Source organism: Paraburkholderia franconis (assembly GCF_009362735.1).
In the GTDB taxonomy this organism is placed as follows: domain Bacteria; phylum Pseudomonadota; class Gammaproteobacteria; order Burkholderiales; family Burkholderiaceae; genus Paraburkholderia; species Paraburkholderia franconis.
Genome location: NZ_WHNP01000084.1, coordinates 1 through 25,773 on the forward strand (window position 1 = coordinate 1; position 25,773 = coordinate 25,773).

26 protein-coding genes and 2 pseudogenes are annotated in these 25,773 nt (G+C 60.5%); 4 read left to right on the plus strand and 24 right to left on the minus strand.

Features of this window, described 5'->3' with window-relative positions; translation table 11 throughout:
* The coding region (locus GCT13_RS40600; RefSeq protein ID WP_193727897.1) for a transposase at nt 1–294 on the plus strand (294 nt) is incomplete at its 5' end.
* A 6-nt stretch (nt 295–300) separates the two neighbouring features.
* On the opposite strand, the gene GCT13_RS40605 is transcribed toward GCT13_RS40600, so the two are convergent.
* From GCT13_RS40605 to GCT13_RS40680, 16 genes are all read right to left on the minus strand, one after another.
* The gene (locus GCT13_RS40605) at nt 301–1,209 is read right to left on the minus strand and encodes a SphA family protein (RefSeq protein ID WP_227747263.1); all 909 of its coding nucleotides are present in this window, start codon (nt 1,207–1,209) and stop codon (nt 301–303) included.
* A 49-nt stretch (nt 1,210–1,258) separates the two neighbouring features.
* Nucleotides 1,259–2,266: a 4-hydroxy-2-oxovalerate aldolase gene (dmpG, locus tag GCT13_RS40610; RefSeq protein WP_152767495.1), complete on the minus strand. Its 1,008-nt coding sequence runs from the start codon at nt 2,264–2,266 to the stop codon at nt 1,259–1,261.
* 10 nt (nt 2,267–2,276) lie between these two features.
* Nucleotides 2,277–3,236, minus strand: a complete 960-nt coding sequence (locus GCT13_RS40615; protein ID WP_152767496.1) for an acetaldehyde dehydrogenase (acetylating) — start codon at nt 3,234–3,236, stop codon at nt 2,277–2,279.
* 36 nt (nt 3,237–3,272) lie between these two features.
* Nucleotides 3,273–3,464: a 2-hydroxymuconate tautomerase gene (locus tag GCT13_RS40620; protein ID WP_152767497.1), complete on the minus strand. Its 192-nt coding sequence runs from the start codon at nt 3,462–3,464 to the stop codon at nt 3,273–3,275.
* A 14-nt stretch (nt 3,465–3,478) separates the two neighbouring features.
* The gene (dmpH, locus tag GCT13_RS40625; RefSeq protein ID WP_152767498.1) at nt 3,479–4,267 is read right to left on the minus strand and encodes a 2-oxo-3-hexenedioate decarboxylase; all 789 of its coding nucleotides are present in this window, start codon (nt 4,265–4,267) and stop codon (nt 3,479–3,481) included.
* Nucleotides 4,267–5,088, minus strand: a complete 822-nt coding sequence (gene dmpE / locus GCT13_RS40630; RefSeq protein ID WP_152767499.1) for a 2-oxopent-4-enoate hydratase — start codon at nt 5,086–5,088, stop codon at nt 4,267–4,269. Before dmpE ends, dmpH begins: the two co-directional genes overlap by 1 nt.
* Nucleotides 5,089–5,096: 8 nt before the next feature.
* Nucleotides 5,097–6,551, minus strand: coding sequence for a 2-hydroxymuconic semialdehyde dehydrogenase (locus GCT13_RS40635; protein ID WP_152767500.1), 1,455 nt, complete (start codon nt 6,549–6,551; stop codon nt 5,097–5,099).
* Between the two features lie 43 nt (nt 6,552–6,594).
* The gene (locus GCT13_RS40640) at nt 6,595–7,524 is read right to left on the minus strand and encodes a catechol 2,3-dioxygenase (protein WP_152767501.1); all 930 of its coding nucleotides are present in this window, start codon (nt 7,522–7,524) and stop codon (nt 6,595–6,597) included.
* A 28-nt stretch (nt 7,525–7,552) separates the two neighbouring features.
* Entirely contained in the window at nt 7,553–7,897 is a 345-nt protein-coding gene (locus tag GCT13_RS40645; RefSeq protein ID WP_152767502.1) for a 2Fe-2S iron-sulfur cluster-binding protein, read from the minus strand.
* Between the two features lie 33 nt (nt 7,898–7,930).
* A complete protein-coding gene (locus GCT13_RS40650) occupies nt 7,931–9,004 on the minus strand; it encodes an NADH:ubiquinone reductase (Na(+)-transporting) subunit F (RefSeq protein ID WP_152767503.1) in 1,074 nt (357 codons plus the stop codon).
* Nucleotides 9,005–9,016: 12 nt separating this feature from the next.
* Entirely contained in the window at nt 9,017–9,376 is a 360-nt protein-coding gene (locus tag GCT13_RS40655) for a phenol hydroxylase subunit P4 (protein ID WP_152767504.1), read from the minus strand.
* Between the two features lie 50 nt (nt 9,377–9,426).
* Nucleotides 9,427–10,947, minus strand: a complete 1,521-nt coding sequence (locus tag GCT13_RS40660; RefSeq protein ID WP_152767505.1) for an aromatic/alkene/methane monooxygenase hydroxylase/oxygenase subunit alpha — start codon at nt 10,945–10,947, stop codon at nt 9,427–9,429.
* Nucleotides 10,948–10,966: 19 nt separating this feature from the next.
* Nucleotides 10,967–11,236, minus strand: a complete 270-nt coding sequence (locus tag GCT13_RS40665) for an MmoB/DmpM family protein (RefSeq protein ID WP_087737119.1) — start codon at nt 11,234–11,236, stop codon at nt 10,967–10,969.
* 16 nt (nt 11,237–11,252) lie between these two features.
* Nucleotides 11,253–12,257 carry an aromatic/alkene monooxygenase hydroxylase subunit beta gene (locus GCT13_RS40670; RefSeq protein ID WP_152767506.1) on the minus strand — a complete coding sequence of 335 codons (1,005 nt, stop codon included), beginning with the start codon at nt 12,255–12,257 and terminating at the stop codon, nt 11,253–11,255.
* An 83-nt stretch (nt 12,258–12,340) separates the two neighbouring features.
* Nucleotides 12,341–12,574 (minus strand): phenol hydroxylase subunit, encoded by a 234-nt coding sequence (locus GCT13_RS40675; protein ID WP_152767507.1) that lies wholly within the window; start codon nt 12,572–12,574, stop codon nt 12,341–12,343.
* A 400-nt stretch (nt 12,575–12,974) separates the two neighbouring features.
* Complete coding sequence (locus GCT13_RS40680; RefSeq protein WP_321574947.1) at nt 12,975–14,696, minus strand: sigma 54-interacting transcriptional regulator; 1,722 nt, start codon at nt 14,694–14,696, stop codon at nt 12,975–12,977.
* Nucleotides 14,697–15,092: 396 nt separating this feature from the next.
* Here GCT13_RS40680 and GCT13_RS40685 point away from each other — a divergent pair, with 396 nt between their 5' ends.
* A complete protein-coding gene (locus GCT13_RS40685) occupies nt 15,093–15,572 on the plus strand; it encodes a lecithin retinol acyltransferase family protein (RefSeq protein ID WP_152767508.1) in 480 nt (159 codons plus the stop codon).
* Entirely contained in the window at nt 15,517–16,047 is a 531-nt protein-coding gene (locus GCT13_RS40690) for a hypothetical protein (RefSeq protein ID WP_152767509.1), read from the plus strand. The genes GCT13_RS40685 and GCT13_RS40690 overlap by 56 nt, the downstream gene beginning before the upstream one ends.
* Nucleotides 16,048–16,050: 3 nt before the next feature.
* Here GCT13_RS40690 and GCT13_RS40695 read toward each other — a convergent pair whose 3' ends face one another.
* Nucleotides 16,051–16,935: a LysR substrate-binding domain-containing protein gene (locus tag GCT13_RS40695; protein ID WP_152767510.1), complete on the minus strand. Its 885-nt coding sequence runs from the start codon at nt 16,933–16,935 to the stop codon at nt 16,051–16,053.
* A 122-nt stretch (nt 16,936–17,057) separates the two neighbouring features.
* On the opposite strand from GCT13_RS40695, the pseudogene GCT13_RS40700 reads away from it, so the two are divergent.
* Nucleotides 17,058–18,011, plus strand: a pseudogene (locus tag GCT13_RS40700) (amidohydrolase family protein).
* A gap of 476 nt (nt 18,012–18,487) precedes the next feature.
* On the opposite strand, the gene GCT13_RS40705 reads toward GCT13_RS40700, so the two are convergent.
* The 7 genes and pseudogenes from GCT13_RS40705 to GCT13_RS50010 all read right to left on the minus strand — a co-directional run.
* Entirely contained in the window at nt 18,488–19,501 is a 1,014-nt protein-coding gene (locus GCT13_RS40705) for an IS110 family RNA-guided transposase (RefSeq protein ID WP_152767511.1), read from the minus strand.
* A gap of 263 nt (nt 19,502–19,764) precedes the next feature.
* Nucleotides 19,765–20,828: pseudogene (locus GCT13_RS40710) on the minus strand (IS110 family RNA-guided transposase).
* 337 nt (nt 20,829–21,165) lie between these two features.
* Nucleotides 21,166–21,648 (minus strand): hypothetical protein, encoded by a 483-nt coding sequence (locus GCT13_RS50005; protein WP_227747264.1) that lies wholly within the window; start codon nt 21,646–21,648, stop codon nt 21,166–21,168.
* 181 nt (nt 21,649–21,829) lie between these two features.
* A complete protein-coding gene (locus tag GCT13_RS40720) occupies nt 21,830–22,330 on the minus strand; it encodes a hypothetical protein (RefSeq protein WP_152767512.1) in 501 nt (166 codons plus the stop codon).
* Nucleotides 22,331–23,326: 996 nt separating this feature from the next.
* A complete protein-coding gene (locus GCT13_RS40725) occupies nt 23,327–24,502 on the minus strand; it encodes an IS91 family transposase (protein WP_407670930.1) in 1,176 nt (391 codons plus the stop codon).
* A gap of 9 nt (nt 24,503–24,511) precedes the next feature.
* The gene (locus tag GCT13_RS40730) at nt 24,512–25,387 is read right to left on the minus strand and encodes a tyrosine-type recombinase/integrase (protein ID WP_152767513.1); all 876 of its coding nucleotides are present in this window, start codon (nt 25,385–25,387) and stop codon (nt 24,512–24,514) included.
* Nucleotides 25,388–25,528: 141 nt separating this feature from the next.
* Nucleotides 25,529–25,773: IS3 family transposase (locus GCT13_RS50010; RefSeq protein WP_407670898.1), on the minus strand; the 245-nt coding region annotated here is incomplete at its 5' end.

The window sequence follows — 25,773 nt, forward strand, 5'->3', positions numbered from 1 at the left end:
CATCTGATTGTCGACGGACTGCCCGCACACAAAAAGGCCGTCGTGAAGGACTACGTTGCCAGTACTAACGGCAAACTGACCCTGCACTTTCTGCCCGGTTATGCACCGGACCTCAACCCGGATGAGTTGGTGTGGAGCCACGTGAAGCGCACAGGCGTCGCGCGAAATCCCTTGCGCAAGGGCGAAAAGCTCGGTCCGAAAGTTCACGACCAACTTGCACAGGTCCAGCAAAACCCAGAACTCGTGCGCTCGTTTTTCAGGCATCCGTCTGTCGCCTATATTTCTGATCTATGAGTAAGATCAGAAAGGAATCACCGCGCGTGCCCAGACCGCTTCACCCGAAGGGCGATTGCGCACCAACAGTTCTTTCACGACGCGAATGTCGATGCTGCCCTTCTTGAACTCATAGCGAAAGCCAGGACCGATCGCAAAGACCTGCCCGCGAAATCCATCGCCATTCACGGGCTGTCCGTTCTGCACGTCGTTAGTGGTCTGCTTGACGAAATAGCCTGCAACGCCGATACGCGCCGACGTCGTCACCGCATAGCTCGCGCCATAGTCGAAGTGAAACAGTTGTCCCGAGTGGTAATCGGTTGCTGTGTTCGTCGTGTTGAAGCTATACGTGAACTTCGCCGACATTTCGAACCCCGGATACGGAAACCAGCTCACGCCGAAAACAGGCCGGATCGTGAAGTAGTTCTTGCCCGTATTCAGCGGCGAATTCCTGTCGTACTGTCCGGTTGGAAAAACGAATTCGAGCGCGGCTACCGTGCGCAGCGAGCCTTCACCCCAGGCGATCATCGCGGGGCTTCCAATCAGGTCGCCGAGATTGGTCCGGTCGAAAGACGAACCGCCTGCATCCAGCGAGAGACGCTCCATCGGCAGCAATGCGTACGCGCCATACCGGCCGCCTAGCACCGACAGGTTCGACATATAGATCAGACGCGGAATCAGCACATCGGCGTCGAGTTTGAATCCGGATATCGAACTGTTGCCGTGCGAATCGTTGAACCGACTCGCGTGATAGTGCGTGTAGTACAGCAGGCCGTAGAACCCTGCGGGCGGCAGTGCGCCCGCAAAAAAGCCTTCCGCACCTTCTCCGATCGTGTCGCTGCCGCCTTCCGTGGCTCGCGCGCTCGCGCAGAACATCGCGGTTGCGCACGCGCAGGCAAGCAGCGTCCCTCGCCTGACGGCGATTCGAAATTTCATTGACGTCTCCGGGTATTTGTTCTGGTGAGAGATACAGCGCTTTAGCGCATCACTTCGCGAGGTCGAGCGCGACGTCGACGATCATGTCCTCCTGTCCGCCAACCATGCGGCGGCGTCCAAGTTCGACGAGTATGTCGACCGTCTTCAGGCCGTATTTCGCAGCGGCCGCTTCGGCGTGACGCAGAAAGCTCGAATAGACGCCTGCATAACCGAGCGCAAGCGTTTCGCGATCGACGCGCACAGGGCGGTCCTGAAGCGGCCGCACGATATCGTCGGCGGCATCGAGCAGGCCGTACACATCGCAGCCGTGGTTCCAGCCGAGCCGGTCGGCAGCCGCGATGAACACTTCGAGCGGCGCATTGCCCGCGCCCGCGCCCATGCCAGCGAGGCTCGCGTCGATGCGGTCACAACCTTCCTCGACGGCGACCATCGAATTCGCGACGCCCAACGACAGATTGTGGTGCGCGTGAATGCCCGTTTGCGTGTTCGCATCCAGCACATCCTTGAATGCGCGGAAGCGTTCACGCACGTCCTCCATCGCCAACGCGCCGCCCGAATCGACCACATACACACACGTCGCGCCAAATCGCTCCATCAGCTTTGCCTGCTGCGCGAGCGCTTGTGGCGTCGTCATGTGGCTCATCATCAGAAAGCCGACGGTGTCCATGCCGAGTTCGCGCGCATATTCGATGTGCTGCTTCGACATGTCGGCTTCCGTGCAATGCGTCGCGACACGGACGACGCGCGCGCCCGCATCGTACGCATTGCGCAGATCGTGCACGGTGCCGACGCCGGGCAGCAGCAGCGTCGCGATCTTCGCGTGCGCCACCGTTTCCGCCGCGGCGGCAATCCATTCGATATCGCTATGCGCGCCGAACCCGTAGTTGAAGCTCGAACCCGACAGACCGTCGCCGTGCGCGACTTCGATCGAATCGACGCGCGCATCGTCGAGTGCCTTCGCAATCGCCTTAACATTGGCGATGCTGTACTGATGACGGATAGCATGGCTGCCATCGCGCAGCGTTACATCGGAGATATAGAGTTTGCGACCGTTCATCTCGTGCCCCTCACACGGCTAGCGGCGCGAGCCGCGTTTCAGCGATACGTTCGGCGCACGCAAGAGCCGCCGACGTCATGATGTCCAGATTGCCAGCGTACGCAGGCAGGTAGTGCGCCGCGCCTTCCACTTCGAGAAAGATCGACGTCTTCAGGCCCGTCATCCCGCCAAGCCCCGGCACGTTGAGCGGATTGCGCTCGTCGAACACATCGAACTGCACGCGCTGCTTGAGCCGGTAGCCAGGCACGTAACGCTGCACACGCGCGGCCATTTCATTGACGCTCGCTTCGATTGCATCTCGATCGGCGGGATCGGATAGCGTGAAGACGGTGTCGCGCATCATCAGCGGCGGTTCAGCGGGGTTCAGGATGATGATCGCCTTGCCGCGCGTCGCGCCGCCCAGCACTTCGATTGCTTTCGAGGTCGTCTCCGTGAACTCGTCGATGTTCGCTCGCGTGCCGGGTCCTGCCGAGCGGCTCGAAATCGATGCGACGATCTCCGCGTAGTGCACCTTTGCGACATTCGATACCGCCTTCACCATCGGAATGGTTGCCTGTCCGCCGCACGTGACCATGTTGATGTTCGGCGCGTCGAGTTCGGCGTCGAGGTTGATGGCAGGAATCACATAAGGGCCGATTGCAGCGGGCGTCAGGTCGATCACCTTGATGCCGTGCGCCTGCAACACTTCGTTATGCCGCCGGTGCGCGCCCGCTGATGTCGCATCGAAAGCAATGCGAATGTCGGTGAAGCCCGGCGACGTCAGCAATCCGTCGATACCGCCCGCCGTCGTCGCCACGCCGAGCCGTTGCGCGCGTGCAAGGCCATCCGATTGCGGATCGATGCCGACGAGCGCGCCCATCGCGACGTGCCGCCCGTGGCGCAAGATCTTGATCATCAGGTCAGTGCCGATGTTGCCGGAGCCGATGATGGCCGCCTTCAGCGGCCCGTTATCGTTTGACAAGGTTGTCATGTATGTTTCCTTTTCGAGGTCGATATGCGTAGCCAGTCAGCGCCCGAGCGCTTGTGCGGTCCTGCCGCCAATGCCGAAGTCGGTCTTCGGTATTTCGATCAGCAGGACGCGGATCGATTCGCGCGGGGCGTCGATGGCGTTCATCGCGGCCTCGGTCAGCGCTTCGATCAGGCGTGCCTTCTGTTCATCGGTGCGTCCTTCGAGCAGATGAACATTCAAGATGGGCATGGTCGTCTCCGTGTCTAGATGAAGCGCATCGATACGCTGCCCAGGTGCTGAAAGCGCACCGTCACCGCGTCGCCTGCATTGACAGCGATGGCCTCGGTGACGCCACCCGTCAGAATCAGCGTGCCCGCCGGAATCGACTGGCCGCGCGCGCCCAGCATGTTCGCGAGCATCGCGATGCTCGCTGCGGGATGGCCGAGCACGGCCGCGCTTGACGCCGTCGCGACGATTTCGCCGTTCTTCTCCATCACGACGCCGAGGTTTTTCAGGTCGATGCCTTGCGCGCTTCGATGCCGCCCGCCGATCACATAGCGCGCCGCCGACGTGTTGTCGGCGATCACGCTCTTCAGGTCGAAGCGAAAGTTCTCGTAGCGCGAGTCGATCACTTCGACGGCGGGCAAGACGAAATCTGTCGCGGCCAGCACGGTGCCGATATGACAACCCGGGCCCGTCAGTTCGCGCGACGTCACGAAGGCGATTTCCGCTTCGACTTTCGGATGAATCAGCGTGGACGTGTCGATCGCGGCACTGTCCATGCACGCACCGTAGTCGGTGAGAAATCCGTAGACGGGGTCGGTCACGCCCATCTGCCGCATCTTCGCGTGCGATGTCAGTCCCATCTTCAGCCCGGCCAGTTTCATGCCGCGCGCCGCTTTGCGCTCACGCACCGCATCCTGAATCGCGTACGCATCGGCCCAGTCGAGCTCAGGATGCTCGTCGGTGATCTTGACGATGGCGTTGCGATGCAATTCGGCATCATCGAGCCGCGCTGCAAGGCGTTCAATCGTTGCGTCATTCAGCGTCATCACTGTTCTCCTTCGACAAAGCGCACCGAAACGCCGCCGACGCCACCCAGGCTCATCCTCAACACGTCGCCCGCCTGCACGGAAACCATCGCGGCAAGCGAGCCCGACAGAATCACCTCGCCCGCCTTGAGCGTCATGCCGAGGCGGCCCAGCGTATTCGCGAGCCACGCAACGGCGTTCGCGGGATGACCGAGCGCCGCCGCGCCCGCACCCGTCGCTGCAATCTCGCCATTCTTTTCGAGCGTCATGCCGACGAGCGCGAGATCGAGTTCACGTGGATCGACCGCGTTATCGCCGAGCACGAACACGCCCGACGAAGCGTTGTCAGCGACGGTATCCTGAATGCGGATCTTCCAGTCGCGGATGCGCGAGTCGACGATCTCGAAGCAAGGCAACACGGCTTGCGTCGCGCGCAGCACGTCGGCATTCGTCACGCCAGGGCCAGCGAGATCGTGCTTCAGAACGAACGCGATTTCGCCCTCTGCTTTCGGCGCGATCAGCGAAGAAAGACCGATCGATGCGCCGTCATTGAACACCATTGCCGAAGTCAGATGGCCGAAGTCCGGTTGCCGTACATCGAGCATGTCCATCACCGCCTGGCTCGTCACGCCGATCTTCTTGCCAATCACGCGCTCGCCGTCCAGCGTCACGCGCCGCTCGATCATGCGAAGCTGGATGCTGTATGCGTCGTCGATGGTGATCGCGGGCTCGCGCGCCGACAGCGGCTCGACGGGTTGCGCTTCACGCAGCGCGCGATAGAGCTCGTCGCCGTAACGCTCGATGGCGGCGGGCGTCAGCGTTGATTTCAGTTGTGTCGTCATCGCATTCCTCACAGCTTTACGCAGACATTGCGCAGTTCGGTGTAGAACTCGAGCGAATGCACGCCGCCTTCCCGACCGATGCCCGATTGCTTCGCGCCGCCGAATGCAGTGCGCAAATCGCGCAGGAACCATGCGTTGATCCAGCAGATGCCCACGTCGAGCGCCCGGCCCATCCGATGCGCGACAGCTGCATCGCGCGTCCATACGGTGGCGGCGAGTCCGTATGGTGTGTCGTTCGCTTTGACGACCACTTCGGCTTCCGTGTCGAATGGCGCGATATGGCAGCACGGTCCGAAGATTTCTTCGCGTATCACGGGCGACGTTTCCGGCAAGCCTGTCCAGATCGTCGGCTCGACCCACGCGCCCGCTTGCAGACCGGCAGGCATGTCCGGCACGCCGCCGCCCGTCACGACGACTGCGCCCTCCGCACGCGCTTTCTCGTAGTACGAGAGCACCTTGCTTCGATGCTCCTGTGAAATCAGCGGGCCGAACGTCGTGCCTTCATCGAGCGGCCGTCCGGGGCGTAGCGAACGGACACGCACCGCCAGCGCATCGACGAAGCGCTCATAGATCGGCCGCTGCACATAGACACGTTCTGTGCCGAGACACACCTGTCCCGTGTTTTCGAACGCGGAGCGCGCGATGCCCGCGACAGCCGCATCGAAATCGCAGTCCGCGAACACGATGCCCGCGTTTTTGCCGCCGAGTTCGAACGACACCGGGCGCACGCCGTTGGCGGCCGCTTTCATGATCGCTTCGCCCGTTCGCGTCTCGCCGGTGAACGTGATCGCATTCACGCCGGGATGCGCGGTGAGGAACGCGCCCGCCGAGTCGGGTCCGAAGCCGTGTACGACGTTGTAGACGCCTTTGGGCACGCCGACCTTGTTCATCACTTCGCCGAGCAGCGTGGCCGTCGCGGGCGTTTCCTCAGAAGGCTTCACGACCACTGTATTGCCGCACGCAAGCGCAGGCCCGACCTTCCACGTCATCAGAAGCAGCGGCAGATTCCACGGACACACCACCGCGATCACGCCACGCGGCGTGCGCACGCCGTAGTTCAGCGCGTGTCCGACGTCGGGCGTCGCCATCGAAAAGCTTTCCGTCGGAACGTTCCTGATCATGTCGGCGAATACCTTGAAGTTCGCCGCGCCGCGCGGAATGTCGACATGGCTTGCGAGCGCATGCGGTTTGCCCGTGTCGGCGATCTCCGCAGCGAGAAAATCGTCGAAGCGGCGATTGATTTCGTCGGCTACGCCATACAGCAGATCGACGCGCTGCTGCACCGTCAAATTGCCCCACGGACCATCCAACGCCGCTTGTGCCGCACGCACGGCGGTGTCGATTTCTGCCTGTCCCGCTTCGTGAACGAGGCCGATCACGCTGTTGTCGACGGGATTTCGGTCCTCGAATGTGCGGCCTGTCGCGACCCATTCGCCGTCAATGAAGTTCTTGAATTCAGTCATGGATGCACCACTGTCAAAAGGTTGTGCGCAAGGAGGCTGCAGATCAGGTCAACACCGTGAGGAACGCGTCGTTGAGCTTGCGGTCGTGATAGAAAATCGCGCGCCCCAGATCCTTTTCGTGCCACGTGATGACGGGCTTGTCCGGGTAATGGATATAGCCGCCCGCAAATACCTCGTTGCGATTGCCCGATGGATCGAAGAAATAGATCGTCGCGCCGCGCGTGATGCCGTGACGCGTCGGCCCGATATCGAGCGCGACGTCGTGCTTCGAAATCAGATCGGCGGCCTTCAGCACGTCGCCCCACGAATCGAGCACGAACGATGCGTGGTGAAACTTGTTCTTTTCGCCGTGCCGGATGAATGCGATGTCGTGCGCCTTGTTCGAACACGTGAGAAACGCGGCAATCTGCAAGCCGTCAGGCGTGACCACCTGTTCCGTGAGCGAGAAGCCGAGTACTTCGCGGAATAGCTTCACGGTGTCGTCGAATCCGTCGCCATACAGCAGACAGTGATCGAAGCGGCTCGGCGACATGCCGCGCAATCCATCGGGCCACGGGTCGGGATTGACATCGCCGGTTGCCGTGCCGATCTTCTCCTTGTGCGCGAAAAGTTCGATCGCATGCCCCGTCGATACCGTGAAGCGAAAGCGCATGCCTGTCTGCAAATGCTCACCCGCTTCGATCCACTTGCAATCGCTGACGAGCCCCGAATCCTTCACCGCGTTTGCGAGCCTGTCGAGCGTCGCGGGGCCGTCGACACGAAAGCCGATGTAATCCATGCCGGGCTCATCGGCTTCGCGCAGCACGACGCTGTGATGATCGTGCTCGTCCCACGCTTTCAGATAGACGCGGCCTTTTGCATCGCGTCCCGTTTCATGCAGGCCGAGCACTTCCGTGTAGTGACGCACGGCGGGTTCGAGTTCGAGAACCCGCAGCGCGATATGGCCGGGTCTCAGCACGCCTTGTAATGCCATGATGTGTCTCCTGGTGTTTGTGATCCGTCTACTGCGCCTGGGCTTGCGCTTGCATGTGTGCATTCGCGCGGGCTTTCTCGATACAGCGGGCCATCGTTCCGACTACACGCAGCGACAGATCCGACAGCGGCGTGATACGGCAGGCGAGCACCGTGCCCTGTTCCTCGTCGTCGGCGCTCACGCACGCGCGGCTCATCTTGCAGGCGTGATATCGGCCGCTGAGCACCTGCACCTTGCACACGCCGCATCCGCCGCCTCGACAGCCGACGGGAATGCCTCGCCCGCCCGCTGCCGCCATAGCCTTGAGCACCGTCGCATCCGCGTCGCAGCCGAATGCATCGCCCGTGTTTTCGACTTCGATCCGATAGGTCATGTCGTCCACTCCGTTCAATGGGTCGCGACGACGTCAGATGCGAAACAGCGGGCTCTTTGCTGCTTCGCCTGCATCGGCCGCCGACAGGAACTTCTCCGTATAGATGTCCTTTTCGAACAGGCGCCCTTGCATCAGCGTCTTGATGCACGCTTCGATCATCGGCGGTGGTCCGCACAAATAGGCTTTATGTCCACGGAAATCCGTGACACCGGCTGCATCGGTGAATTGCTGCTTCAGTACCTCATGGACATAGCCGCGCGGACCGGACCATTCGCTGTCTTGCGGTTCATCCGATAACGCCGGCAGATAGCGGAAGTTCGGATGCCGTCGCGCGAGCTCTTCGAAGAAGTCCGCGAAGTACAGCTCTTCGCGATTGCGCGCGCCCTGAATCAGCGTGATCGGCAGCGTCGATCCTTCATGCAACAGATCGACGATCATCGACTTCGGACTCGACAGACCCGATCCGCCCGCGAGAAAAATGGTCGGTACCTGTGCCCGCTTTCGCACGAAGAAGCGGCCGAATGGCGCAGAGAATTCGAGTTGCGCGCCGTGCTGCAACTCGTCATGCAGCCAGCCCGTTGCCGCGCCGCCAGGCACACGCCGGACATGCAGTTCGATTTCGCCGTCATACGGCGCATTGGCGATCGAAAACGCGCGTGCATCGTCGCAGCCAGGCACCTTCAGGTTCAGGTACTGGCCCGCCTGGAACTGGACAGGGTGCGCTGTTTGCACGGCCATACGGATCACGCGAATGGTCGGCGTAACATCGTCGATCGCGGTGACACTGCCTTTGAAGTCCTGCAAGGGCAGATTCTGCGCATCCGGATCTTCTTCGAGGTCCGCTTCAATCACGAGGTCCGACATCGGCGTGGCGCAACAGGCGAGACACTTGCCCTCTTCCCGCTCGAAGTCCATCAAGGCGAAATCCGACGCACTGCCCTGATCGATTTCGCCGTCCACGACCTGCACCTTGCAAGTCGCGCACAAACCGTGACAGCACGCATGCGGCAGCCACACGCCCTGACGCAGGCACGCATCGAGCAGCGTTTGCCCGGCTGCAATGTCGATAGTCTGGCCGAGCGGTTCGATACGAACGGTGTAGTCCATCGCTGCCTCCTGCTAGCTGTACGAACCGTTGATGCCGGTTAGCCCTGGCGTGCGCAGACGGATCACATCCTTATGCACGAGACCGTTATCGGCGATCGACAACGCTGAATCGGGTTGCCACGGTTGCCCCGAACGCAGCCACTGCGCGTCGTCCCAGTCGATCTTCGCGAAGTCCGGGTGCACGCCATACAGACCGGGCAGCACATCGGAGACGAGTGCTCCGAACGTCATGTCCGGCGAAACAGGAATGCAGAACGGCGATGCAAACATCAGGTGGTCTTCCCAGCCGATATAGAGCAGCCGTTTGCCGTGAAACCTGGTTTCGGCGTCGGCGGGCTCGAATGCATAGGGTTTGAGGGCGATCGTCGCCATGTCATGTCTCCTTCATTGGATATCGTGCTTGATGCCTTGCATTGAGTGCTTCAGCTTTCGACCTGTTCTTGCCCTGCGCCCTTCCATGCATTCCAGTTGCGCTCATCGGGTGAGCCCGCAAAATCGAGGTTTTCATGGCCATTACGGATGTGGTAGTACTCGAGCACGTCGTCGAGCGTCGCGCCGCCGCAATTGCCCTGATAGATCTGATGCACGGGGAGCCACGCCTGCACGTATTTCTCGGGCTCTCCATCGAAGATGTCTTTGCAGCCGTCCGAGCAGAAGTGGAACTTCATGCCGTGATACGTGGATTCGCGGTACGCGATCTTCGTCGGATCGTCGGGCTCGCTGAAGGTCAATGGAATCTGGCAGGTCTGGCACAGCATCGGCAGATTCGTGTTGTAGAAGCGCTTGCCCGCCTGCTGCTGTTCGCGCCAGTACTCGAGACGCGGCCGGTAGAGCCGGTCGAAATGCTCGGGGTACTTTGCGGAGAGCCAGTCGAGTTCTTCGTCCGACGGCACCCACGTATGAAAATCCGCCGCCCCTGCGTAGTTGTAGAACGTGCCCCAGGCTTCGTGCGTGATGCGGTCCTTGGTTTGCGTCGCGATCTCGTGATACTTCGGCATGCGCAGGCCGTAGCGTTCGAGATCCTGAAAAAGCGCACTGCCCGCATCCTCGAAATAGATCTTCCATGCCTCGGACCACGACATCACGCGCTTGGGGAGCATGTAGTCCATCATCATGCCGACCAGCGTCAGCAGCCGGAAGCCGCGCCAGAACCACTTGTCGAGCCAGCGCTGGACGATAGGTACGTTCACAGGGTCCTGTTCGCACAGGAACTTGATCACTTCGAGACCCAGCGTCATATGGCGCGATTCGTCGGACTGCGCCGAGAAGCCAAACGTGACGGTCGCCATGTCGCCGTTATAGGCCGCGCCCGACATGAACGGCATGAAGAGCAGATTGGTCAGCACATACTCGAAAGAGAACGAGATGGCCGTGATGAACTCGAACGGGCCGGCCGTTGCTGCATCTTCGAAGTACGACTTCGGAACCGACAGATACCACACGCGGTCGTGCATGTGCGGCCATTCGGAAAAGCCGTTGAAGTACTTGTTGTAGAGCGACAGCGTATGCACCTGTGTCTGGCAGTGGCGCAATTCGTCGATCGATTGCATCTGGCACGCGACGCGCGCGCCGACGCCGCGAAAATGCCGGCCAAGATGCGCGTAATTGCGATGCGCCGAATACTCCAGCGGCGTGACGCCCGTCAGGAAGAGCTTGAGTGTGTTGATATAGCGCGCATCCGATACGTTCATGTGCCCATTGTTCTGCGCAAACGAATCGATGATCGCGTACAGCTTGCGTTCTTTTTCTGCCTGGTACTTCCAGTACGCGTCCATCGTCATGCGGAACGGGTCTTCCCACTTGTCCCAGTCGTGAATCACGATGCCTTCGTATCTGTCATAGGGAAATACTTCGTCCATTGGCTGATACGTGGTTTGCCAGCCGAGGTCGCGCGTCATCAGCGCGTACTTCTCTTTCAGATTGAGTTTCTTGCGTGCGTCCATCGTGTGTCTCCTGGTGTTCTCAGACGTGCCAGTGCAGCGTGAAGGCGTCGTCGGTTTCGTCGATGTTTCCCGACAGCGAGATGAGGTTCAGTTGCAGTTCCTGGATGTTCCAGTCGCGGCCCATTTCTTCGGATACGTGTTCGCGCGAGATCACGAGCTTGCCTGGCGCGTCGATCTTCACCATCGCCGGGTACTCGGTGACGGCGGCCTGAGGGTTTTGCGAAGTAATGGCGGCGACGATGGCGCGCGTTTCGTCGGTGTTCTGCAATGCGATGTAGACGTTCTGCATGACGGCCTCGAATCGGTTATGCGCTAACCGGCACGGCGCCGAGTTTCGCGAGACGGGTGGTGAATTGCGTGCGGACTTCTTCGAGCGCGCGCCCGGCGTCGTCATCGAGCAGCGTGGCCGCGAGAGGGCGCAGCGCTTCGATCGTGCGTGCCTGGTAATGCGTGGCCCAATCCGCAATACGTTGCTGATTGGCGGGCGATTCGGCCGTCACCGTGCGGATCACCGAATCGACCCACTTCACGTGGTCGTTCTGCCATTGCTGCTCGAACTCGGTGAGCATCGCGAGGTTCGCGCCGATTTCACGCGCTGCGCGCGCATCGAAGTGCTGATAGACGAGCGGATAAACAAGGCCGTCCATCACGAGGTTCTGCGCGACGAAGGTTTCGAACCAGTCCGCGATGACGAAGATGTCTTCGACCAGCTTGCGCATCGGTTGCCACGTTTCGCTTTCGAGCCATGCGACGCGCGCGCGTTCTAGGGCAATGCCCGTGTTGCCGTCGAGCGCGAGACCGATGCGCGAGATGTACTGCGCAATGCCGAGCCGATCCATCGCGCAATACGTGCAGGCTTGCGTGATCGCGGTGCCGTAGCCGTAATCGGCGCACAGCATGTTGTTCATGTTGGCGCCCCACTCGACATGACGCAGCGGCAGCAACCCCGCAATCAGCCGCTCTTGCCATTCGAGCGCGAGACCCGTCAGCAGGCCGCGCCGCTCGGCCAGATCGAATGCCGTCTCAGCCGCTTCCTGCTGACGCGCGCGCGCCGTGACATAAGCACCGTAGTAGTACTGGCGCGGGTCCTTGAGCGCGTACCAGTCGCTCATCACGATCTGCGTGCGGGCCGTGTCGTACAACTGGAACGCGGGAGCCCATGTCGGGCGATAATGGAAGTTCGCAGTCGGCTGGATGTCGTAGGTGGCTTCCTGGTAGCGCGACGCAGGCTTGTCGCCGAAGCGGCGCGCGACGTGGCCATAGGTTTGACGCAACGGCTGAACCTTGAGCGTCCTGATTTCGATCTGCATGAAACTGTCTCCGTGTTGTCAGTGCTATATCGAATGAATCCGCTTGATATGCGGTGTTTGTCTTTTATCTTTTGTCTTTCGCCTCAGCCTTCGAAGCGCCAGCGTTCTCTCGAACGCTCAATTCCGCTGTCGTCGGCACCGAGTGTCTGTACTTCGTTGATGCGGCAGAAGTGCTCGAACATCGTGTTGTTCATGATGAGTTCGACGGCAAGGTCGGCATCGCCGACAGAGAAGTCGAACTCGACATAGCCGTCGCGCCGGCTCGTGATACGCACGTAGCGTCGAGTACTCGAGAACAGCGGTTGGGGATGATTCATCGTGGCCTCCTGTTGCAGCCTTTATTGCAGGAGGTATGCCATGCACGTCTTTTCGGGCATGACAGGGAGTTGGCATCTTTAATAGCGCTGTATTTCGAGGCCTTTTGCTTTTTTGATTGATCAAATCATCAAGCGCGAGAGGCGTGCTTCATCGTTTGATCAATTGGATTCGATTGCCGCGCAGCCAGAGCGGCGCAACGGCCGTTTAGCGCGTGGTGAGATGAAGATGCGGGGAGATACGCTTGATGAAAAGATCAAACGCGCCGCTCGGGCTTTATGTCTGCGAGTGATGACGTGCTGGTTGTTACCGCGTGGCAAAGACGCGTGCCCGAGCACTTGAAGAAATATTGGCCGGCTCCCGTGGACCGGCCTGAATGACGGGATCAAGCGAAATAAGCCGTCACTCGTCGGCCGAAGCCGAAGCCGATGCCTTATCGCGATTGCGCCACCGATACGCCAACTGCGGCCTCGTGATCCCCAGCATCCGTGCCGCCTGGCTCAGATTCCCTGCGGCGCGCTCGACGGCAGTTTCGATCAGCATGTTCTCAATGCGATCGAGCGGAATGCCCTCGCGCGCCATATGATCGAAGAGCGCATCGGCGGCACTGGCGTTCTGGCGCAACGGACGACCGCTCGCATCGAGCGAAGCCGTATCGCACTCCACTTCCGCGGGCGGCGAAGCGAACAGATCGCACTCGGTAATGCGCGCGCCAGGCGCGGCGAGAATCACACCGCGCTCGACTACGTTCTCCAGTTCGCGCACATTGCCGGGCCACGTATAAGCGCGCAATGTCGTTATCGCGCGATCGGTCAGCCCGAGCACGCGCTTGCCATGCCGCGCACTGTACTTTGCGATAAAGCGCTCGACGAGCAACGGGATATCGTCACAGCGCTCGCGCAACGGCGGAATCGTGACGGGATACACGTTGAGCCGGTACAGCAGGTCCTTGCGGAATGTCCCGCGCCGCACGGCATCGTTCAAATCGACATTGGTCGCGGCCACCACGCGCACATCGACGCGCCGCACATGCGTATCACCGACACGTTCGAACTCGCCTTCCTGCAACACGCGCAGCAACTTGGCCTGCGCATTCGCCGAAAGCTCGCCTACTTCATCGAGAAAGAGCGTGCCGCCATCGGCGCGCTCGAAGCGTCCGGGGCGGCTCTGATGCGCACCCGTAAACGCGCCGCGCTCCACGCCGAATAGTTCTGCTTCGATCAGTTCTTCCGCCATCGCCGCGCAATTGATCGCGACGAATGGTTTGTCGCGTCTGCGGCTCACGTGATGCAAACCGCGCGCGAAGCGTTCCTTGCCGACGCCCGTTTCGCCGAGCAGCAGCACCGTCACGTCGCTCGGCGCGGCGCGCTGCGCGAGCCGCCACGCTTCGATAAAACCATCGGAGATGCCGACGAGATCTTCGGGCTGCCCCGTGTCGTCCTGCATCGAGCGCAGGCTCTCGACTTCGCTTTGCAACTGAAGCAGCGTATCGAACACGGGGTCGGGTTGATAGAGCTTGAGCATCTCTTCGCCGTCGGGCCAGTCCTCGACCGGCTTGCCGACGATACGGCAATTGCGGTCGCCGCAACCGACGCACTCCGTTTCCTTGTAGAGAATCGTGCGCCCCATCAGCGAGGACGTATAGCCGCTCGCGTAGCCGACTTGCATCCAGCACACGGGCTCGTCGCCGACACCGAACAGATGCCGGTGTACTTCGGCTTCGAACGAGTCTTCCCACAGATGGTCGCCGTAGTACTCGCCTTTCGCGATGTCGATATGAACATCTATTGGCGTCACGCGCACATTGCCTTCGAGCACGTGAAGACATGGACCGATTTCGAGCAAGCCGAAGTCGCTCGCCGTCGGACGCAGCTTGCGCGCGAGTTCGGCGTCGCGCGCGCCGGACTGAAAACCCATTCGCGTGAACAGGCCGCGCGTGCGCTCGAGTCCCAGTGTATCGACGAGTTCCTTGCGCAACGCGCCGAGCGTGGCCGTATGAAGCAGGATCATACGGTTCTCGTCGAGCCAGATATGCCCCTCCTGCATGACGAACTTCAGGCGACGCGACAGGTTGTCGAGACCTTCGCGCATGCTCGCCGAAAATCGGGCGGTGCTGTCTCCCACGACGTCTCCTTATTGGATCGAGTAATCGTTTTTACGCCTATTGTAGGCAAGGTCCGTGCCGAACTGCTTTCGCGCGGGCACACCTGATGTTCTTCAACGTCCCTGCACGGTCTGCTCGGTATTTACACGTAGACGCGTTTAACCATTTGATCAAATCGCCCCAACCGATTCAACGATTTCGTCAAAACGGGGGCGCCTCTCGCTCACAAGCCGGAGCTTGCGTTCACGATCTCATGAACCACGCGCCGCTTGATCAAATGATCAAGCCGGCTGTCATGTGGCCTCGGCAAATGGATCAGCAGAATCGCCCGCATCGGGCGCTCACGCTTGATGGACGCCCATTGGCACCGCCCATGCAGAGCATCGCGCAAACTGGCTACGGCTGCGGTGAACGCGATGACGGACCCCACGAAAACACTCGATCAGGTTGACGATACCGGCCTCGTCATCGGTGCTCACGTCGTCACGCAACGCCGCTGGTATACGCATCACGGCATCTATGCGGGCAACGGCAAGGTGATTCACTATGCAGGCCTTTCACGTTCGCTGAGGCGCGCGCCCGTCGAAGAAGTGTCGTGCGACGAGTTCGCCGGCGATCACGCGATGTGGGTCGTGCGCGCGCCCGATGCGCGCTATGCCGGCGCGGATGCCGTTCGCCGCGCCTATCAGCGTCTCGGCGAAGACCGCTACCGGCTGATGACCAACAACTGCGAGCACTTTTGCGCGTGGTGTCTGTATGGCGAAAGCCGCAGCGGCCAGATCGAGCGATTGACGAGCCTCGCGCAGCGCGGACGCGAGTTCGTTGCTAAGGCCTTGCTCTATGCCGGAACGAAAGCTTTCTCCGCAGGCACGACGCGTTTGGCCGTTCGAGTTTGATGAAATCGTCACGCGGCTTCGATGCATTACATACCAGATGTCCGCGCCGTGCCGCACCATCGTCACATTGACCGCGTGCACAGCGCACCTGCAAGCCCGTACCGCAATCACCCGCTATCTCGAGCCCGGCCTTTGGCAGGAGGTCAACGATTACGTCGCGCCGATGCCGCAGGACACCCCGCGTGCAGCGCGCACTACGGCGGGACAGACTGCAGGAAGGGCAGCGGCGCGGTCTCGGGACAAAGGAGAGGAGCGGCAAAGACCCGGGTGCTCCTCGTATCAGCCGCTGACGCGGGCCGCGCTGCACACGATCGTCAAGGATGTCTCGCCGGCGCGGCCGCCCCGACTGTGCGAACCCGGCGCAGCATTCGAAGTGTGCGCCAACCTCGGGCATGCGTCGCTCAGCAACACCAGTCTTTATCTGCACGTCGACGACGATCGCTCGCTAGTGACGACAATCAGCGCAGCGAGGTGATGGTCACGCGGCACGATTGCCCAGCATCTCAAGGTAGCGCTGAACGGCTCCCCACTCTCCACAGATCCGGCTGATTGCGACCAGTTCCGCCTTCAGGCCACGCCCCGCAAGTTTCCGGTAGACCACATTCGGTGCTGCGATCTTGCTCGGCGGCGCGGGCGCGAGTGCCAGCCCGAGTCCCGCACCCGTCAGTGCCAGGACGGACAGCGTGCTGCTTACCTTGTGTGCGATGCGAGGTTCCTTTCCCAGCACCTGACGCAGGATCGTGAGCTGACCATCGTCGTCCCCATCGGCTGCATAGAGGATGAACGGCTCGTCAGCGAGCGTGGCAGGGGACAGGGAGCGTCGGTTCGCGAAAGGATGACTGCTGTTCATCACGACCTCCCATCTCCAACTTCCGACCAGGCGCACCGCGAGCTTCGCATCGAATTCGACGCCGAACGCCGGGCAGTAGCCAATGTCGAGGCGATCCGCGAGGATCGCTTCCTGCTGGGCTGCGGGTGCCATCTCGTGCAGTTCGAGCGCGACGTTCGGCCATGCGCCATGAAACGCGAGCAAGTCGTCGGACAAGGTCCCTGCTGCGACCGCATTGCCGACGAAGCCGATCCGTACCACACCGGTCTCCCCGCGCGCTGCGCGCTGGACCAGGCGCTTGGCCCGCTCAGCTTGCTCGATCGTCCGCCGTGCCTCGACCAGAAACAGCTTGCCGGCGTCTGTCAGTGCCACCTTGCGCGTGCTTCGCACGAACAGCGTGGCGCCCAGTTCTTCCTCCAGCGCGCGGATCTGGACGCTCAGCCCGGGCTGCACGATGTGCAGCCTCTCAGCCGCCCGCCCGAAATGCCCTGCTTCGGCGACTGCGAGAAAGTAGCGCAGATGACGCAGGTCCATGTGGATCGATTGATTACTTAAAGTGACTAATTTCGAACTTTAATCTATTGGAATGAAAATACAAGTCGGCGCATCCTGATCTCACGACGCTACCCCCAGTGTTATTCGTACAGGAGCCGACCGTGACCGCGAAGAACCGTATTGATGTCCACCAACATGTCGTCCCGCCGTTCTGGGCCGACACGCTGCCGTCGCACGGAGGCGATCCATCCGGCTGGCATATGCCTACGTGGAGTCCTGACAGCGCTATTGCGTTCATGGACAAGCTGCAGATCGCCACCGGCGTCTTGTCGCTGACCGCACCTGGCGTGCAGGGATGGTCCGCCCATGAGAAGCGTGACATCGCGCGCCGAGTCAACGAATACACGGCCGACATCGTCGCCCGATATCCGGCGCGCTTCGGCCATTTCGTCACCATCCCGCTCCCGGACATGACCGGCGCGCTGCTTGAGATCGATCATGCGTTCGACGCGCTGAGCGCCGACGGCGTCGTCCTGCTCAGCAACTATGGTGGCCAGTATCTCGGCGATCCCGCATTCGAACCCATGTGGGCCGCGCTCGACCGGCGCCATGCTGTCGTGTTCGTTCACCCGGCCAAGCCGGGCATCGAGACGTTAAGGGGCATGCCCGGACCGATGCTCGACTATCCATTCGACACGACGCGCACCGCAGTCCAGCTCGTGCTCAACGGCGTGATTGGCCGTTATCCGAACGTGCGCGTGATCCTGTCCCACGCGGGCGGCTTCCTGCCGTATGTGGCATACCGCTGCGCCGAACTGGCGCCCGGCGTGCGTGCCGACGTGCCGTTGACGGATGACCTCCTTGTGCTCTTTCAGCGCTTCTATTTCGACATGGCGTTGTCTTCGAGTCCGGCGGCGCTGCCGAGCCTCACGACGTTCGCGAAACCCGGACACATCCTGTATGGCAGCGACTATCCATATGCGCCGGCGTCGGTGGGCGCGTCGTTCACCGCGATGTTTGATGCCTAAGGCGGTCTATCCTCAGAACAGCATGCGGCGATCAACCGCGACAGTGCACTCGAACTGCTCCCTCGCCTTGCGAAGCTGACGCGGTGATTGCCTTGCCGAGCAGACTTTCGGGCAAAACCTTGGGTGCGAGTTCGTCGAGCCAGAACTTGATCCATGTGCGGTAGATCTACCGCTTACGGTCGATCAGATGGCGCGCGGCATTGACGTTTTTCGTTAATTCCGCAAGCCGAGTTCACATAAGCGCTATTCTGCCCGCTAATTCTGATAGCGTGCCGACGTGACAGACTGCATGCCTATAAACGTACATGGACCCCCGCCTATGAGCAAGATTGGTTTGCATTTTGAAGGTCCCGACTGCGTCCGTACATCCGGCTTCTGATGTGCCTACTATGGGCACGAGCCATCATGGAAGTTTGCGCGCTTGCCCCTCATCGGCCTTCTGGCTTCGTACTGCAGCCGCCGCATATATCAGGATCTGCAAGCGCCGGTCCGACCGGTTCGCCATGCTCACCGCTTCTTGCGCAATCGCGAAGAGGCTGAAAGTACTTCAGATGTTACAGGTGCTACACCACCTTGAAGCTATCATTGCTCGTCAATATCGCCCAGGCGATGCGTGCCGTTTTGTTCGCCAGAGCGATTGCCGCGACGCTCATGTGACGGCGTTGCATCACGGCTTTGATCCATCGGCTATGCCGGTCATCGCGGCGATTCACGAAACGCATCACTGCGCGCGCACCTTGTACAAGCAGAGTCCGGAGATAAGTATCGCCGCGTTTTGTAATGCCGCCCAGCCTCGACTTGCCGCCGCCTGATCGTTGCGTCGGCGTCAAGCCCAACCATGCCGCGAACTGTCGCCCGTTCTTGAACTGCGAAGGATCTCCAACGCTGCTGAACAATGCGGTGGCTACAAGGGGGCCAATGCCAGGAACCGTAGCAAGTCGCCTGCAACCTTCATTGCGTTTGAATATTTCGGTGATCTCGGTAGCGAGTTCCTCGACCCATTGCTGCAGGGCCGCCAGCTGTTCGAGGTACATCGATCCCAGCCGCCGCAGCAGGAGTGTGATCCGGGCATCGCAATCGTTGACGAGTGCAACGATACCTTGCCTCAACTGAGGAATGCCCGTCGGGAAGATGAATCCCTCTTCGGCAAACATGCTGCGGATCTGGTTCGACTTCGCGGTTCGTTCGTGGATGAGTCGCTCGCGCATGCGGTGAACAGACTGCAGCGACTGCTGCTCGGCGCTCTTGATGGGCACGGGGTGAATGCCGGGTCGCGAAACAGCTGCGCAAATAGCGGCAGCATCATTCGCGTCGTTCTTTCCCCCAACCCGGAATGGTTTCACATACTGCGTTGGCAGCAGCCGTACTGTGTGCCCAAGGAAGGTCAATTTACGCGCCCAGTAATGGGAACCGTGACAGGCCTCGATACCTACCAGACTCGGCTTCAGCTTTGAGAAGAACTTTAATACGTCAGCCCGGCGCAGCTTACCCTGCATGACCGGCGTGCCTCTACGATCGACACCGTGTACCTGGAACACATTTTTCGCAATATCAAGACCGATGGTCAGTGTAGGCATCTCGAATCTCCCGAAGGTGGCTCCGAAAGTGTGCACCCCGGAGGGGGCGGGAGTCCATGCCATCAGCCTTGTCGGGCCCGGATAGTAACCGCGCAGCAGGACTCCATCCGCTGGACGGCGAATACATTTCGTGTAGCGCCTGACAGCTTTTCGAGTTCGCCCACAGCCGGTCTGACCTGTCGCTATCCTTGCCTTTGCGTCCCTGAATTACGAAGTCACGCTTTTAGGGTGACGCTGCGAATTAACCTGTTCATGCTGTGGTCCTACCGTGGCTGGCTCGGTGTTGAGGGAGTGGACACATACGAGGGATCGAAACGCTCGCCCCTAGCCAGAATCGCCCACAGGATGCGCGCGTGCTTGTTGGCGACGGCGACCAGCGTTCGATACCAGCCCACGCGTGCCTGGAGTTGAACGATCCAGCGCAAGAGCCGGTCGCTTCGTCGATGGGCGCTCGTTACGGCCGAGCGCGCGCCTTGGAACAGCAGCGTGCGCAGACACGTGTTGCCCTGTTTTGTGATGCGGCCCAGGCGGGTCTTGCCGCCGCTGCTCTTCTGTTTGCGAACCGTGCCGATCCAGGCGGCAAATTGGCGGCCGTTTTTGAACAGGCGAGCGTCGCCGACGGTCGCGACGGCGACCGAGGAGGTGAGCGCTCCGATGCCGATGACCGCCATCACGCGCTGCGCATTGCTGTCGTGCTTCACGTGTGTGGCGACTTGCGCGTCACACCAGGTGATTTGCCGGTCAAGGGCCTGCAGGTGCTCCCAGCCTTGCAGCGGCGCACTGCGCGCGACACCGTTCAGTTCAGTGTCGCCGTCCTCGAGTGCCTCGACGAAATGGTCACGAAACGCATCGATGCCTTGCGGCAGGAACACGCCGAACTCCACCAGTTCGCCGCGCAGCCGGTTTGATCAGCGCGGTGCGCTCCTCGACGAAACCGCTGCGCATGCGGTGCACCACCAGCACGTTTTGCTGGTCTGCCGTTTTGACGGCCACAAAGCGCATGTGCGGTCGGCGCGCGGCCTCGCAGATGGCCTCCGCATCCAGCCTGTCGTTCTTCACGTGATTGCCGCCCTTGCGGGGCGCCGCGAACTGCGGCGCGATCAGGCGGACTTCATGGCCGGCCGAGCGCGCGCAGCTTGCGCGCCCAGTAGTGGGCTGCGCTGCACGCTTCCATTGCGACCAGACACGGCGCGAGGTTGGCAAACCATTCGAGAAACTTCTGCCGTGAGAGGGCTTTCCTGACCACCACGCGTTCCATGCTGTCCACGCCGTGCACCTGGATCAGGTTCTTGGCCAGATCCACGCCGATACGAGTAATCTTGTCCATGACTTTCCCGTTCTCAGATGGGTTGCCCAGCACCAACCATCCTGGCATATCGCTATGCCACGAGATCGGGAAAGTCCTTACTAATTCGCTGGCGCGGCCATCGACCAACGGCGGCTATGGTCAGCTTTTCTGACGTCAGACCGAGAGTCATTTGAACGGCGGTTGCCTCCCATTGTGAGGACAACAAGCGACCCGTTGCCGTCACTCGGATCGCCGCACCGACTACGGCCGCATTTGCGCATCCAACGGACATCGACCATGCCAAGTCGTCTAGCCTGGAGATCCGAAACGTTCGGTCGTTCAAACTTATGCACAACGACCGCTTACCGGAAAGCGGTCATTGACGCTCACTTACCGTGACCGGGACGATTTTTTCCAGTCGGTCCAGCAACAGTTCCTTTTGCTGCAACGGCAGGTTGACCAGACTGGGATACATGTTAATCAGTGCCATCCGTTCCGAAGACGACTTGGAGGGCAGCAGCATGAGCAACCCCGCCTTCTCACGGTCGGAGAGCGATGACATATACGGTAGCGCGCTGAGTTGCACCATACTGGCGGACCCTACCGAAGGTACGGCAGCTTCGTGCGTCACGGGCGACGGTGCCGGTTTTCCCCCTCCAGGCGACGTGCTTTGCGCGGCCAATGGGCCCGGTCCCGCCGAAGCTTGCTGCGGGGCTGCCATGGATGCCGGGGCGGAATCCCCTCCGCCGCATCCGGTAAGCAGCAGACTGAACAGCAGCATCCACCGGGCATGCAAAAAATGGCGCGGTGCATGTGGGACATGCCACACGCGGCAATCAGGGTGAACGTCTTGTTGCATGGCCAAGCATCCGATGATTCAGGAAAAGCGGGCGTGGCACCGCATGAGATGACGGTACCAGCCGCCACCGGTTGCAGACGTGCCAGCGGATGCTGGCACGTCCATCCCTGGCTTAGGACGCTCTCGCTAGTGTCGGGTTTCCCGTATCGGTCGAATGTGCCGAAGCCTGTGCCAAGGTCAATCAAGGAATACTGAAATAAGCCCCGCTGAAGCCATCAAATGTGATCGTATACGCGAAACTCACAAGGGTTACGCTGTTTCCCACTAGCGACTTGGTCCAGTTCCCGTTGGGGCAGGTGGCATTGGCTAGTAACGACGCGGTGCTCGGCGCCGTCACACTGAGCGCCGGCACTGCGATTTGCCCGTTCTTGGCAGATGGCATGCCTTGCGCCGAACCAGACGTTACGGCCTTCGTCTTCACATCGACGAGCTTGCCGCCACCGTTTGTGCACGTCACGGTGCCTGAGTAACTCGCTGTCAGCGTCACTGTAATATTAGTGTTGCCGACCCCCCCGATGGTGGCCGCGGTACAGCTGACATTCAGATTCTGATCTGTGGTGCATGTCGGCTCGGCAGTTGCAAAATGTGCTCCGCTGGGCGCATTGGCGGCATTGATGGTTTGGGCCCAAGCTGCGGGAGCGATCAGCATCGCAGCCAATGTAACTAAAGCCAGATTCTTCATATTTGGCTCCAATAAATCAATGGTACGGTCTATTGAGAAGTAACTGAGAAATTCGAATAATGGGCCTCCTTTTTTAATAATAAAAATATCGAAGACTGTTTGACGATACGCCGGCGGCAGTGGCGCAACGAGTCGGCCGAAGTATTGCCGGATTATTTAAAATTCGGACAAGACAAATTAACCCCGCGCGCTGCCCGCTTGTATTGTGAGCGGGGCGCGAGTGTTGGGTATTGCCCAATGTGATGTCAACCAGGATACGTGGCGAATTGTTCTGAAGCATAACCTCCTAATTAGAATTGTTAGGCTTCTTTAAGCTTCCAGAATGCAATATAGGTCAAGCGCGTTACTAAAAGTTACTTTTTTGATCTTTTAGGATTTTTCCGATAAGGGCGGTGTTATGGCGAAGCATTGCTATCGTTATTATCTAAAATTATTAGTTTTGGCCCGGCTAAGGTTAGCGCGCGAGGTGAGAGGCAATACCAATTTTGCTGTGCATAAGCCTGTTGCCTCACTGCCGTCTGAGACTGAGCACCGGATCGATGGGGCACGCTGAGCGTCCGCTGGCCCGGCCCACATCCGACGGTTGGCCGTCCGCGGCGTCCTTTCTCCGAATGTCGCTTTCATGTTTAGGGTTGTAGGATGCCTGCCCTAACCCTTCGGGCGCGTCGATCCACGTGGATGCGAGCGGGCAGACGTCCTACAAGCCCCAAGGGAGGAAACCGCGGAGTGCTCCGGCATGGTCTGAACACTTTCGCCGTTATGGCGATTTGTCGATCACCCTGGGAGCATGCTGACTAGAAACGCGAGTGGTCGCGAACCTGGGTGAGTACGATTGCGGCAACGGGTTTGTGTCGGATCGCTATCGAGCCGACTCTGCCGAAGCCAAACTGGCCGTTTGCCGTGGCGAGCACAGGCGTCTGCTAAGGGCTCTCGTTGCCGGGAAGCCGACAGTTCAGGTACGTGCGCCGACGCGATGGCATTCATCTGCAGACTCGCTTAGAGGGGTGGTGGTGCCCGGATAGGTCTGCTGGGTTGAAGTGTCTCAATGATGATCATCGGCGAGCCGCAGTGACGGCAGACGAAGGTTGCTGGCGCTGGCGCAGTGGCTGCGATTGCGCAGCCAGGCTTGTTGCCGGCAGGCATTTCGCTGAGCAACTCGCGTATCTTCGCCAGATTGTCACGCCGCACTGGGTTTGCCAGCAGGCCGTAATGGCGGATGCGGTGAAAGCCGCCGGGCAGCACATGCAGCAAGAACCGGCGCGCGAACTCACCCGTTTCGAGCGTCATGGTCTTGTAGCGCGTGCGTCCCTTGACGCGATAGTCCTTCCAGCGAAAGGTGACGCCACGGTCGTCGAGCGCGACCAACCGCTGGTTGGATATCGCGACTCGGTGCGTGTAACGCGACAGATAGGCCAACACCGCTTTGGGTCCCGCAAACGGACGCTTGGCATACACGACCCATTCGCATGCGCGCATCGGCGCAAGCCACTCGGCAAATGCGGTCACATCGCTGAGCGCGGCGCGTTCGCCGAAGAAGCGCAGGTTACCGCGGCAATAGGCGGCCTCCAGCTCTTCGAGGAAGCGTCGTCGGAACAGGCGCGAGAGTACGCGCACAGGAAGAAAGAAACCCGGCTTGCATGCCACCCACCCGCTTCGGTCCAGCGACAGACCACCGCCGGGCACAATGCCATGTACATGGGGATGGTGCGTGAGCGCCGAACCCCAGGTATGCAGAACAAGGGTGGCACCGATCTGTGCGCCGAGATGCTTCGGATCGGCAGCGATAGTGCGCAGCGTCTCGGCGGCGACATCGAACAGCAATCCATAAATGACCGCCTTGTTGTAATACGCTATCGCGCTGATTTCGGCCGGCAGTGTGAAGACCACGTGGTAGTACTCGACGGGCAGGAGATCCACCTCGCGTGCTTCGAGCCATCGGCGCGCAGCGCTTGCCTGACACTTTGGACAATGGCGATTGCGACATGAGTTGTAGGCGATCTCAATCTCCGCACATCCTTTACAGCGAAGCACGTGCCCTCCCAGCGCCGCGCTGCGGCACTGTTCAATGGCCGACTTAACCTTCAGTTGGCCCAGGCTCAGGTTGGCGGATTGCCGCCACGTTGGGCCAAGCGAGCGAAAGACGTCGGCCACCTCGAGCGCGCGATGCGCCACAATGTCGACTTACTCGGTGTGCAAATTCTCAAGAGGGCTCACTACCTCACGCAGAATATCGGTGGCGACCTGGGCATAAAGCGCTGTCGTCTCAAGCTTCTTGTGCCCGAGCATGACCTGTATCACACGGATATCGACCTTCTGCTCGAGCAGATGGGTGGCAAAGCTATGACGCAAGGTGTGCATCGACACGCGCTTGTCGATTCCGGCAGCCTGTGCCGCTGCATGGACTGCGCGGTTGAGTTGACGGGTGCTGAGCGATTCGATTGGGTTGAGGCCGGGAAATAACCAGCCACCGTCGAGCATCTTGCCCTGGGCTCGGGCGACGCGCCACCAGACCCGCAAACGATCGACCAGGATCGGCGACAGCATCGCATATCGGTCCTTCTGGCCTTTGCCCTGCTCAACGCGCAGCGTCATGCGTTGGCTGTCAATTTCGCTGACCTTCAAGGCCACCACTTCGCTGGCGCGCAACCCAGTGCCATAGGCGAGCGCGAGCGCGCTCTGATGCTTGAGGTTACCTGCTGCGGCTATGAGCCGACTCACTTCGTCGCGGCTGAGTATGACGGGCAAGGTGCGCGGGAGATAGATCGGACGCATCTTGGCCATCAACTCCTCGTGGCCAAGTGTTGTGCCGAAGAAGAACTTCAGGCCGGTGATGGCCGCGTTCAGGGAGATTGGCGACACGCCGTGGTCGACCAGATGCAGTTGATAGCGCCGCAAGTCCTCGACTGTGGCGGTGTCGGGCGAGCGGCTGAGGAAGATGGTGAAATCCCGAACCGCACGCAGATAGTTGGCCTGCGTCTTCGGTGCGAGTCGGCGCATGCGCATGTCGTCCATCATGCGTTGACGCAGCGGACTGACGCTTCGGCTGGCAGTAGTCATGGTTGGGCTCCTGTTGGGAGATGAGGCAAACCGCCTCATCTCCCAACATAGGAAACCGCGCAGGTTTCCTATGACGAACCACCATGTTTTGAGGTTGACCCGGTTCAGCGGACCGATCTGCAGTCAGAGATTGAATGTGATTTAGCCTCCATTGGGCGTTGAGCAGCGGGTTGTCCACGGACGGGCAGCGGGGCGCTTCTCTCGCCCATGACGCTGCCCGGCGGTGGGCAACCCGCGATGCGATGTCGGTTGATGTGGCGCATGCAGGTTTTCAAATTCGAGCGGCGAGCAATAACCGATGCTGCTGTGCAGGCGGCGTATGTTGTACCAGCCTTCCAGGAATGAGAACACACGTCGACGCGCCTGTTCATGCGTTGCGAAGTGCT